Source organism: Flavobacterium hungaricum, from assembly GCF_015182285.1.
GTDB classification, from domain to species: domain Bacteria; phylum Bacteroidota; class Bacteroidia; order Flavobacteriales; family Flavobacteriaceae; genus Flavobacterium; species Flavobacterium hungaricum.
The window spans coordinates 855,654-867,522 of record NZ_PRDM01000002.1 but is presented as its reverse complement, the minus strand read 5'-3'; the positions used below and the strand labels follow the sequence as shown (position 1 = coordinate 867,522).

Here is an 11,869-nt window from a genome sequence, read left to right as displayed (position 1 = left end):
TACAAAACAGCCGGTTTAATTTTTAAGTTTTTTCGACGTAAATTTTCTAATATTTCACATTTTGCATATCAGAATTAAAATCTAATTCGATTATATTTGTAACAAAGCGGCTCTTTTTGCTACTTATTAAAAAAAAATATACTTATGAAGTTTTTAGGAAATATACTTGCCACAGTAATTGGTATTTTTGTCTTTATCATGATTTTCTTCTTTGGAGTAATCCTGATTGGGGCTATTTTTGGAGGAGATGACATTGTTTCTGCAAAATCGGACTCGGTTATTGAACTCAACTTAAAAGAAATCAAAAATGATTATGCAGGAAAATACAAAGATCCTTGGGTAACTAAATTTTCAGGCGGAAAAGAAATTGGTTTAACCGATGTTATCAATGCAATTGAAGCGGCGAAAACGGATGATAAAATCAAAGGAATTTCAATCTTAAACGACGAATCTTCGCTTGGTCTTGCGCAATACAAAGATTTGAGAAATGCGCTGGAAAGCTTTAAAAAATCAGGGAAATTTGTCTGGGCGTACGCCAACACCTATTCGCAGAAAGAATATTATTTAAATTCTGTTGCCAATACTGTTTACTTAAATCCGGCTGGGGATCTAGATTTTAAAGGTCTTTCTTCTGAAGTAATGTTCTTTAAGGATTTTCAGGATAAATCTGGAATCCACATGGAAGTTATCCGTCACGGAAAATACAAAAGTGCCGTTGAACCTTTCTTAGAAAACAAAATGAGCGATGCCAACAGAGAGCAGATTACAGCGCTGTTAAACTCACTTTGGACCACAATTTCTACAGATATTTCTAAAAGCAGAAATATTCCGTTACCAAAACTTAACGAAATTGCAAATGGTCTTTTGGCAAGAACTCCAGAAATGGCAAAAGAACAGCATTTAGTAGATATTGTAGCTTATGAAGATGTATATCATAATGCCATCAAAAAAGCATTAAAAGTAAAAGAAGACGAAGATTATAATAAAATCTCGATTTCAGATTATACTCAAAATAATATCACAACAGCTTTGGCAGACACTTCAAGCGATCAAATTGCAATTATTTATGCTCAAGGCGAAATCACAGGCGGAGAAGGCGATGTAAACACCATTGGCGAAGGATCAATGCGTCGTTCTTTACAAGAAGCCAGAAAAAATGACGATGTAAAAGCAATTGTTCTTAGAATTGACAGTCCAGGCGGAAGCGCATTAACTTCTGACTTGATCTGGAGAGAAATAGAAATTACTAAAAAAGTAAAACCGGTTGTAGTTTCGATGGGTAATTATGCCGCTTCGGGAGGTTATTATATCGCTTGTAACGCCAACAAAATATTTGCCGAAAACAATACTATTACTGGTTCTATTGGTGTATTTGGAGTTTTGCCAAACTTCTCTCCTCTTGCCAATAAGTTAGGAATTAATTCTGAACAGGTTAAAACTCACGAAAATGCTCCAAATTACAGTCCGTTTGTACCGGTTGACGAAAAGTTTAAAGCATTTACATTAGAAGGCGTAGAAAGAATCTACAATACATTTGTTACTCACGTGGCTGAAGGCCGAAAAATGACTTTTGAACAAGTAGACGCTATCGCACAAGGAAGAGTGTGGTCTGGAACTGAAGCTCTGAAATTAGGCTTAGTTGATAAAATAGGCGGCTTGAATGACGCCGTTGCGGAAGCTGCAAAAATTGCTAAAATCAAAAAATACAGCACTCAGAATTATCCTGAATACGATAAAACTCTTAATGACTTATTCTCGGGTTTACCTTTTGCACAATCTAAAGAAGCTTTTATAAAAGAGGAAATTGGAGAAGAAAATTATAAACTTTTAGAACAAGTAAAGCGATTTCAAAAACTAAAAGGAGTTCAAACTATTCTTCCTTATGGACTTAACATTTATTAATTAAATTGAGATGAATAAAATAATTTTCTTCTTAACGGTTTTGTTTTTGAGCGCTTTAAATGCTCAGGATAAAAAAGAAATTACGTTTAAAGAAACGCCAACTGTTCTTAAAATAAATGTCGATCAGCTTTTTGGAACCTTAACGACTCCTGATCTTACAAAGAAATATCCGGTTGCTTTAATTATTGCCGGTTCTGGGCCTACGGACAGAAACGGAAATAATCCGATGATGAAAAACAATTCTCTGAAAATGCTGGCTGAGGCGCTTGCTAAAAACGGAATTGCTTCTTTACGTTATGACAAAAGAGGAATTGGAGAAAGTAAAGCTTCTGCTATTTCTGAAGGCAGTCTGGTATTCGAAAATTATATTGAAGATGCAAAAAGCTGGGTTAATTTATTAAAACAAGACAAACGTTTTTCTAAAGTGATCATCATCGGCCACAGCGAAGGATCTTTGATCGGAATGATTGCCGCAGCAAAAGCTGATAAATTTGTTTCGATTGCAGGAGCTGGTGATTCGGCTGATAAAATCATTAAATCGCAGATTGCTTCAAAATCGATGAAACAGCTTGAGGACATGACTTACCCGATTATTGACAGCTTAAAAAATGGCAATACGGTAAAAAAAGTAGACCCAATGCTTAATTCTCTTTTTAGACCGAGTATTCAGCCTTATTTGATTTCATGGTTTAGATACAATCCGCAGGCTGAAATTAAAAAATTAACGATTCCGGTTTTAATCTTACAAGGAAATAAAGATTTACAGGTAACGGTTAAAGATGCTGAAAATTTATCTCACGCCAATGCAAAGTCCGAAATGCTGATTGTAGACAAGATGAATCACATCATGAAAGTTATAGAAGGCGACGAGCAGGCGAATATGGAAAGCTACAATAATGAAAATCTGCCGATTTCTGAAAGTTTGGTTTCAAAAATAATTTCTTTTATTGAGAAATAAATTAAAATAAAGTGCTTAAAAAATCCGTTTGATATTAAAGATCGAACGGATTTTTTATTTTAACAAAATCCAATACAATTCTTACAAAATTAATAAAACTTTATCTTTGAACTCTATTAAAAAAAGCTACTTTTGCAAGGTCGATTTTAAGTTAAACCTCAAATCTATATTTATATGCTAAAGAAAGTTTTAAAAATAAGTGCTATTGTTCTAGTGGTATTTATAGCTGCATTGTTTGCTATTCCGTACTTCTTCAAAGATCAAATTAAAGCCAAAATTGCCGAAGCGATTAACGAAAGTGTTGACGCCAAAGTAAGCTTTAATGATGCTGATTTAAGTTTGTTCAAAAATTTCCCAAATGCTACTGTGGGAATTGAAAAACTGGTTATCATCAACAAAGCGCCTTTTGAAGGAGATACGCTGGTGTCTTTGGGAGAATTAAATTTAAAAATGAGTATTAAAGAACTTTTTAAAGGAAAAGATGAACCTCTAAATATTCAGGGAATTAGTTCTACAAACGGATTAATCAATATTATTTTTAATAAAGACGGTGTCGGAAACTTTGATATTGCTTTAAAAGATAAAAAAGAAGAGACTAAAACAGAGGAAAGCAAGCCGCTTTCGCTAAAAATTCAAAACTATAAAATCGAGAATTTTACTTTTAGATATATCGATCAAGGTTCTAAAATTAAAATGGTTATTGACAGCTTAAATCACGAAGGAACCGGAGATTTTACCAATTCTGTACTGGATTTAAATACAAAAACGACTGCTAACGTTTCGTTAGACATGGATAAAATGAATTACATGAAAAATGTAAAACTGACTTTAGATGCTGTTCTTGGAATTGATTTAGAAAAAAGCAAATATACTTTTAAAGAAAATAAAGCTTTAATCAACCAATTACCTTTAGAGTTTGACGGTTTTATTCAAATGGCTGAAAAAGCACAGATTTACGATTTGAAATTCAAAACTCCAACTTCATCTTTTACCAATTTCTTAGGCTTAATTCCTTCTGCGTATTCATCAAGTTTAGCGGGAGTAAAAACAACTGGAGATTTTACCGTAAATGGTTTTGCAAAAGGAGAATTAACAGACACAACAGTTCCGAAATTCAATATCGCAATTGCATCAAACAACTCTTCTTTCCAATATCCAAATCTGCCTAAATCGGTTCAGAATATTGTAATTGATACTAAAATCATCAATGAAACGGGAATTCTAAACGATACTTATGTTAATCTGGATAAACTTACTTTTAGAATCGATCAGGACGTATTCAGCGCTAAAGCGAATATTAAAAACATCACTGTTAATCCTATTATTGATGCTGCCTTAAAAGGAACAATCAATTTAGCTAATCTTTCAAAAGCATATCCAATTAAATTAGACAAACCATTGGCAGGTATTTTAAAAGCTGATGTTACTACTAATTTTGATATGGCTTCTGTTGAAAAAAGCCAGTATCAAAACATTAAAAATGCTGGAACTATGAGCTTATCAGGATTTAAATATACGGATGAGAACAACAAATCAATGAACATTAGCACGGCATTGGTTCAGTTTAACACCAGCACAATTAACTTAAAACAATTTGATGCTACTACAGGAAAAAGTGACATCAGCATTAACGGAATTTTGGAGAATTTCTACGGCTTTATGTTTAAAAAACAAGAATTAAGAGGAAACTTCAATATGAGTTCTAATCAATTGGCCGTTGATGATTTTATGACTTCTGGCGAACCTGCTAAAACACAAACCAATACAGAATCAAAATCAGAGACAAAAACACAAGCAAAACCTGCTGAAGCAATGAAGATTCCTGCGTTTTTAAATTGTACTTTGAATGCAAAAGCGACTACCGTTTTGTATGATAATTTAAAATTAAAAGATGTTTCTGGTAAATTGATTATTAAAGACGAAAAAGCGACTTTAGAAAACTTTAAAACTTCTATTTTTGGAGGAACAATTGGTTTAACTGGTGCGGTTTCTACTAAAGAAAAAGTACCAACTTTTGACGTGAATTTAGGTTTCAATCAAGTTGATATTGCTCAGACTTTTACGCAGCTGGATATGATGAAAAAAATCGCTCCGATTGCGGGAATCATTAATGGTAAATTAAATTCTACTATTAAATTGAATGGAAATCTGGATGCTAAAGAATTGACTCCTGATTTAAAATCGATTTCTGGAGATTTATTAGGCCAATTATTATCTACAACTGTTAATCCTAAGAATTCTACGCTATTAAATTCATTAAGCTCAAATGCTAAATTCTTAGATTTAAACAAATTGAATCTGAATGATTTGAAAATGGCGCTTACTTTTGATGACGGAAAAGTAAATGTAAAACCTTTTGATATTAAATATCAAGACATAAAAGCTACCATTGGCGGGACACACGGTTTTGATCAAACGATGAATTACAACATCAAATTTGATGTTCCTGCTAAATATCTTGGAACAGAAGCAAACAATTTGATTGCTAAATTATCTCCTGCAGATGCTGCAAAATTGGACAATATTCCAATTACGGCAATGATGACTGGAAACTTTTCTAATCCGAAAATCAGTACCGATATGAAAGCTGCTGTAACCAACTTAACCACACAATTGGTAAACCAGCAAAAAGAGAAATTGACGCAAAAAGGAACTTCTGCTTTAACAGATTTAATTAATAAAAACACGAAAGCAAAAGATACTACACAAGCTGCTAAAACTGAAAAAGAGCAAAAAACTCAGGAGGCAACTAAAAAAGCAAGTGACTTAATAAACGGTCTTTTCAAGAAAAAGAATTAATTTACTAAGTTGCTAAGAGGCTAAGATGCTTAGGTTCTAAGTTTAATTATAAAAAACCTGTTCCAGATTTATTCTCGAACAGGTTTTTATTTTGGTTTCATTTAAAATTATTAAGAGGACTAAAATGGCTGATTATTTTAACCGCAAAGAGCGGAAGTTTTTTTTGAAATATTTATAAACATAAAGTTCGCAAAGCTTTGTCTGTGTAGCTTTGCGAACTTTTTTAATTTATAAAGACCGCGATTTAGATTAAAAAATCTTTGCGGTTAAATTTTTATAATATATATCCAATTTATTTTTTCAAGATTGTATTTATTGCTTTTATAAAATCGGGAACGTCTAAAACATTGGTATCTAAACCAACACTTCCGTTTCCGTAAGGTTCGTATTTTTTCAAATTAGAAACAGAAAACAAGCCTGCAGTTGGGGCTTTTGATGCACTGGCCAAATGCATAATACCACTGTCTGCACCTATAAACACGTCTACATTTGCCAGAACAGAACCTATCTCGCGAACATCTTTACTATAAAAACTTGGTGCTTCAAAATTGATCTGCGAAACATTTTCTACAGGTAAAACTTCAAAAATATTATAATCGGGATATTCGTCTTTTAATGCTTTATAAAATGTCTCCCACCAGGAAACGCAGTAACACTTATCGCCAGTTGCAAATGTAAAAACCGCGATTGTTTTTTTGGCTGGATCGATAATTTGATCTAAGATTTTTTTACCGTTTTCGATTTCGTTTTCAGAAAGTCTTAAATCTAAAAGTGCAACAGGTTCCTCTGTCATTTCAATTCCCGATTGTTTTAAAAAATATCTGAAATTATAAACAGGGTATTTTGCGATATGATCGTAATCTGGATGTTCTAATTTTACATTTTCTGGAAGATCCCCAAAGAACTTATACTTTGCACTAGAAAATTTAACAGCAAGACGTCCCGAAGAAGAGTTTTGATCCACATTAATTACCATGTCGTAATTCTGTTTTTTGATTGTGGTCCAAACTTTAAGATACTTTACGAGCTCTTTAAAAGGTTTTTTGGGTAAATCTATGATTTTATCAACGTTTTGGTATTTCTCAAAAACGATTGGTGCCAAAGTACCTTTTACAAATAAATCTATAGTACAATCTGGAAATATTTTGGTTACTTCTTGAATAAGCGGTGTAATTAAAAGCAGATTTCCCAGCCTGCCGTTGGGCCTGCAGATTAAGACTCTTTTAATTTTACTTTTATCAATTGGTCCGCTTTTACTAACCGAATTTCCAATGTTTTTAGTCAAATTACGCATTAATTTACGCCTGACTTCGTTAACTTTTTTTAAGTTACCCATTCATTAAATTATTTTACGAATTAAGCTTAACATTATTTGATAAGTTGCTGCACATATCTTTTCAAATATAAGTTAAATTTTTCCTAAAATTAAATTCTTTGAATAAGCAAATATTACAAAATTGTAAAATAATTTATCAAAATTCACATTCTTTATCTTAGGAGTTGTTAAAATACAATGATAAACGCACATTTGCATTAATAATTATACGATATCCCCCTAAAAATAGACGAGTGAGCTAAAACACTAGACGTTTATTGTAACCAGATAACCCTCTGAACCACGTACATTAAAAACCGTTCCGTCTTCAAATAATAAGTATTGGCCTTTAATACCCGTAAGTCTGCCTGAGTAAGATGGTGTCTTGTCCAAATTTAAGCTGTTTACTTTTGCAGGGTAGCTCAAAACCGGATATTGCAGATCGTAGACATCATTTTTTTGAGCATAAAAATATTCTTTAACTTCAGCAGGAATAAGATTTTCGATCTTGGTTTTTTCGGCAATCAAATCAAAAACCTGATTGTTTTCTTGGAGCATTTTTCGCCAATTGGTTTTGTCTGTATAATGGTCTTTTAAGGCAACCTCGGTGATTCCTGCCAAATAACGATTTGGAACCTCAACAACTGCAATTGCCTGGGCCGCACCTTGATCTATCCAGCGTGTTGGCACCTGAGTTTTGCGGGTAACCCCTACTTTAATTTCGCTGGCAACAGCCAGATACACCACATGAGGCTGTAACTGCGCTTTTGATTCATAGTCCAAATCTCGATCTGCTATTCCTAAATGTGCTGTACTCAATTCGGGACGCATAATCCAGTCTCCTACTGCGGGACTTGAATAAAAACAATCGTAACAAAAACCTTGACGGAATATTTTTTTCTTTTTATTACAATTAAGACATTGATAACCTGCAAAATTAATTTCAATTTCTTTATTCAATAATTGATTTACATTTAAAAAACTGTCTTCGAAAACCAAATAATATTGAATCGGATTTCCTAATTCAGTCTGCATTTTGCTAAGTACACCTTGGTATGTCATTTGAGAAAATTGTAGATTTTAGATTTTTATATTTTAGATTGCTTTAAAAATATTTTTTTCATTTAAAAAATCATCTTTAGAGTTAAATCTTTAGTGCAAAAGGAGTGGATTTTATTACAAAAAAACACTATTTTTGATACAGTGACAAAGTTACTATTTGTCTGTTGATATTCAAATTTTATATCTGCTGCTTTTACCATAATAAGTAAAATCCGTAATCTAAAATCAACAATTTAAAATCTAAAATTACCCATGCCGTTATCTATAATTAATTCGTTTGCATCTTGGGTCCTAAAACAAAGGATTCACCAAATTGAGCTCTTTTTAAAATATCCAAATGAAGTTCAGGAAGAATTATTGCACAACTTATTGACGGCTTCTGAAAATACTGTGATTGGAAAAAAATATGAGTTTTCGTCTATAAATTCATATCAGACTTTTGCAGAAAGAGTACCGATTGCAACTTATGAAGAATTGCAGCCTCTTATAGAACGTACACGTCAAGGAGAACAAAACGTTTTTTGGGAAACTCCTATAAAATGGTTTGCTAAATCAAGCGGCACTACTAATGCCAAAAGTAAATTTATCCCTGTAAGCAACGAGGCGCTTGAAGACTGCCACTATAAAGGCAGTAAAGACCTTCTTTGTTTGTACTTAAATAATAATGAAGATTCTGAATTGTTTCTGGGAAAAAGTCTTCGCTTAGGAGGCAGCTCGCAGATTTACGAAAACAACAATACATTCTTTGGCGATTTATCGGCCATCTTGATTGAAAATATGCCAATGTGGGCAGAATTCAGCAGTACGCCAAGCAGTAAAACTTCGCTTATGAGCGAATGGGAAACGAAAATTGCAGCTATTATTAATGAAACGAAAAACGAAAATGTAACCAGCTTTGCAGGAGTTCCGTCCTGGATGCTGGTTTTAATGAACAAAGTTCTCGAAAATACAGGCAAACAAAGTCTCTTGGAACTTTGGCCGAATCTGGAAGTTTATTTTCACGGAGGCGTTAGTTTTTCTCCGTACAAAGAGCAGTACAAAAAAATTCTGCCGAGTAAGGATTTTAAATACTACGAAATTTACAATGCTTCTGAAGGCTTTTTTGCTATTCAGGATTTAAACAATTCCAGCGATTTACTGCTGATGCTGGATTACGGGATTTTTTACGAATTTATTCCAATGGATACTTTTGGAACTCCAGACCAAAAAGTAATTCGTCTTGCAGATGTAGAATTGAATAAAAATTATGCTATTGTAATTACGACCAACTCTGGCTTATGGCGTTATTTGATCGGCGATACAGTTCGGTTTACATCTTTAAATCCATATCGCATTAGAGTTACCGGTAGAACCAAACATCATATTAATGTTTTTGGTGAAGAATTAATGGTAGAAAATACCGACCAGGCGATTGCAAAAGCATGTCAGGTGACGCAGACTGAAGTGATCGATTATACGGTTGCTCCTATTTTTATGCAGGATAAAGAAAAAGGTGCACACGAATGGATGATTGAGTTTAAAAAACATCCGGCTGATGTTGGTCTTTTTCAAAAAGTGCTTGATGAAACTTTACAGACGTTAAATTCCGATTACGAAGCGAAACGTTACAACAATATGACTTTGAATCCGCTTGTGATTAATGTTGCACGAGAGAATTTATTTTACGATTGGTTAAAGGAAAGAGATAAATTGGGCGGACAGCATAAAATTCCGAGACTTTCGAACCAAAGAGATTATTTGGAGCAGTTGAAAGAGATGTGTCAAAGTAAAATTATCTAAAAAATGAAAAACACCAAGTTCAGCGAAATGACTACCGAAGAACTGATTAAAAATCAGAAGGCATTAAAAACGGTCAATACTATTTTTGCCGTGGTTTTGTTTATGTTATTTGCTCTAAACTTATTCATCATTTTTATGAAAGGTTTCAGTGCCATGAATGTTATTCCTATTGCACTGCTCCCTATTCTTTTTCTGAATCTGAATAATTTAAAAGAAATTAAGAAGGAATTGGATTCTCGTAGTAAAGAGAACTAAATTACATCAATTGCTACTAGCTTTAGCTAGTGGTTACATACAGACTCTTTGAGGGCTTTAGCCAAATATTTATCGTATTTGACTAAAGCCCTTTCTATTATTTTTCTATACCTCCAGCTAAAGCTGAAGGCAATTGATATCTTTTCTTTTGAATTTATCTTTGAATAAAAAACGGTGATTCCACTAAATCGCATGAGGGATAGAAGTGGAAATCCTTTTGTGCCGGTCCCAAGGCTTCGGGAGGCACAAAAGATTGAAACGGATAGCCCGACCCGGAGGGGCATGCCATTATTAAGGTTCTGAGGTTCTGAGGTTCTAAACTGCTAAGGTTTTCTCAATATTATCATTTCTGTCCTGAAATTTCGAGAAAGAAATCTTCGTTCGTAACTACGGAACGAAAACCCAATCTTTGTCGATTTCCGAGTGTGACTTCTCTTTTGTCGAAATTGAAAAAATGAACTAAAAGCCCTTCAACTTCGCTCATGGTGATAATTTGAATTACATCATATCGATATACCTGTCGTGGTATCCTAAAAGGTATAAAACTCCATCAAGACCTAAACTTGAAATGGAAGTCGAAGCGCTTTCTTTTACTTTTGGTTTGGCGTGAAAAGCGATTCCGAGGCCGGCTAAGTTCAGCATTGGCAAATCGTTTGCTCCATCTCCGACTGCAATTGTCTGGTTGATGTGTATGCCTTCTTTTTCGGCAATTGCTTTTAGGTGTTCGGCTTTCTTTTGTCCGTCTACGATATCTCCAATATATTTACCCGTTAATTTTCCGTCTTTTATTTCTAATTGATTGGCGTGGACGTAATCGATCCCCAATTCTTTTTGCAGGTATTCACCAAAATAGGTAAACCCTCCAGAAAGAATAGCGGTTTTGTATCCGTAATATTTCAAGGCTTTCATTAATCGATGTGCGCCTTTTGTGATTGGCAAATTGATGGCAACGTTTTGCAGTACTTCTTCGCTCAAACCTTCGAGCAATGCCATACGCTGTTTGAAACTTTCGTTGAAATCTATTTCGCCGTTCATGGCAGATTCTGTAATAGCACGTACTTGTTCTCCTACTCCATTTAATTCTGCTAATTCGTCGATTACTTCGGTTTGAATTAATGTTGAATCCATATCAAAACAAACCAAACGACGGTTTCTTCTGTAAATATTGTCTTCTTGAAACGAAATATCGACGTTTAATGTTCTGGAAATTTCCATGAAACTTGCTGTCATGATAATCTTGTTTACAATTTCGCCGGTTACAGACAATTGAATACAAGAACGAGGGTATTCTTCTTTTTCGACAATAGACGTTCTTCCTGTTAATCTAATGATCGAATCGATATTCAGGTTTTGATCTGACATTATTTTAGTGACTGCAGCTAATTGTGAGGCTGCTAGTTTTTCGCCCAAAATATTAATGATATAACGCTGTTTTGACTGCGATTTTACCCAAGTTTCGTAATCTTCAATAGAAATTGGAATAAATTTTACTTTGATTTCAAGTTCGTATGCTTTAAACAACAAATCCTTTAAAACTGGTGCAGAACTTGAGCCGGCAGCGATTTCGAATAAAATCCCTAAAGAAAGTGTATCATGAATATCGGCTTGGCCAATATCTAAAATATTAGCATCGTATGCTGCCAATACGGCTGTTAAACCTGCTGTTACCCCAATTTTATCGTGTCCTGAAACTTTTAATAAAATGATCTCTTTATCTTCTGCTTCCATTTTTTTCTTATGAATTTGAAGCGACAAAAATCGACAATCTATTGGTGATAAAAAAGAATATTGTTTGTTTT

The 11,869-nt window shown here is 33.8% G+C and carries 8 protein-coding genes; 5 read left to right on the top strand and 3 right to left on the bottom strand.

Going from position 1 to position 11,869, the window contains the following annotated elements:
• The first annotated feature begins 144 nt into the window (after positions 1-144).
• The 3 genes from sppA to C4F50_RS11480 all read left to right on the top strand — a co-directional run bounded on the left by sppA (position 145) and on the right by C4F50_RS11480 (position 5,659).
• On the top strand, positions 145-1,902 hold the full coding sequence (gene sppA, locus C4F50_RS11490; RefSeq protein ID WP_194138800.1) for a signal peptide peptidase SppA: 1,758 nt from the start codon (positions 145-147) through the stop codon (positions 1,900-1,902).
• A gap of 10 nt (positions 1,903-1,912) precedes the next feature.
• A complete protein-coding gene (locus C4F50_RS11485; protein ID WP_194138799.1) occupies positions 1,913-2,860 on the top strand; it encodes an alpha/beta hydrolase family protein in 948 nt (315 codons plus the stop codon).
• A 174-nt stretch (positions 2,861-3,034) separates the two neighbouring features.
• The gene (locus C4F50_RS11480) at positions 3,035-5,659 is read left to right on the top strand and encodes an AsmA-like C-terminal region-containing protein (RefSeq protein ID WP_194138798.1); all 2,625 of its coding nucleotides are present in this window, start codon (positions 3,035-3,037) and stop codon (positions 5,657-5,659) included.
• 292 nt (positions 5,660-5,951) lie between these two features.
• Here C4F50_RS11480 and C4F50_RS11475 read toward each other — a convergent pair whose 3' ends face one another.
• Together C4F50_RS11475 and C4F50_RS11470 are read right to left on the bottom strand one after the other, a co-directional pair.
• Complete coding sequence (locus C4F50_RS11475; RefSeq protein WP_194138797.1) at positions 5,952-6,995, bottom strand: glycosyltransferase family 9 protein; 1,044 nt, start codon at positions 6,993-6,995, stop codon at positions 5,952-5,954.
• Positions 6,996-7,241: 246 nt separating this feature from the next.
• The gene (locus tag C4F50_RS11470; RefSeq protein WP_194138796.1) at positions 7,242-8,036 is read right to left on the bottom strand and encodes a DUF2797 domain-containing protein; all 795 of its coding nucleotides are present in this window, start codon (positions 8,034-8,036) and stop codon (positions 7,242-7,244) included.
• 252 nt (positions 8,037-8,288) lie between these two features.
• Here C4F50_RS11470 and C4F50_RS11465 point away from each other — a divergent pair, with 252 nt between their 5' ends.
• Positions 8,289-9,815, top strand: a complete 1,527-nt coding sequence (locus C4F50_RS11465) for a GH3 auxin-responsive promoter family protein (RefSeq protein ID WP_194138795.1) — start codon at positions 8,289-8,291, stop codon at positions 9,813-9,815.
• Between the two features lie 3 nt (positions 9,816-9,818).
• A complete protein-coding gene (locus C4F50_RS11460) occupies positions 9,819-10,070 on the top strand; it encodes a redox-active disulfide protein 2 (RefSeq protein ID WP_194138794.1) in 252 nt (83 codons plus the stop codon).
• A 498-nt stretch (positions 10,071-10,568) separates the two neighbouring features.
• On the opposite strand, the gene serB is transcribed toward C4F50_RS11460, so the two are convergent.
• Positions 10,569-11,798, bottom strand: coding sequence for a phosphoserine phosphatase SerB (gene serB, locus C4F50_RS11455; RefSeq protein ID WP_194138793.1), 1,230 nt, complete (start codon positions 11,796-11,798; stop codon positions 10,569-10,571).
• Positions 11,799-11,869: the final 71 nt, after the last annotated feature.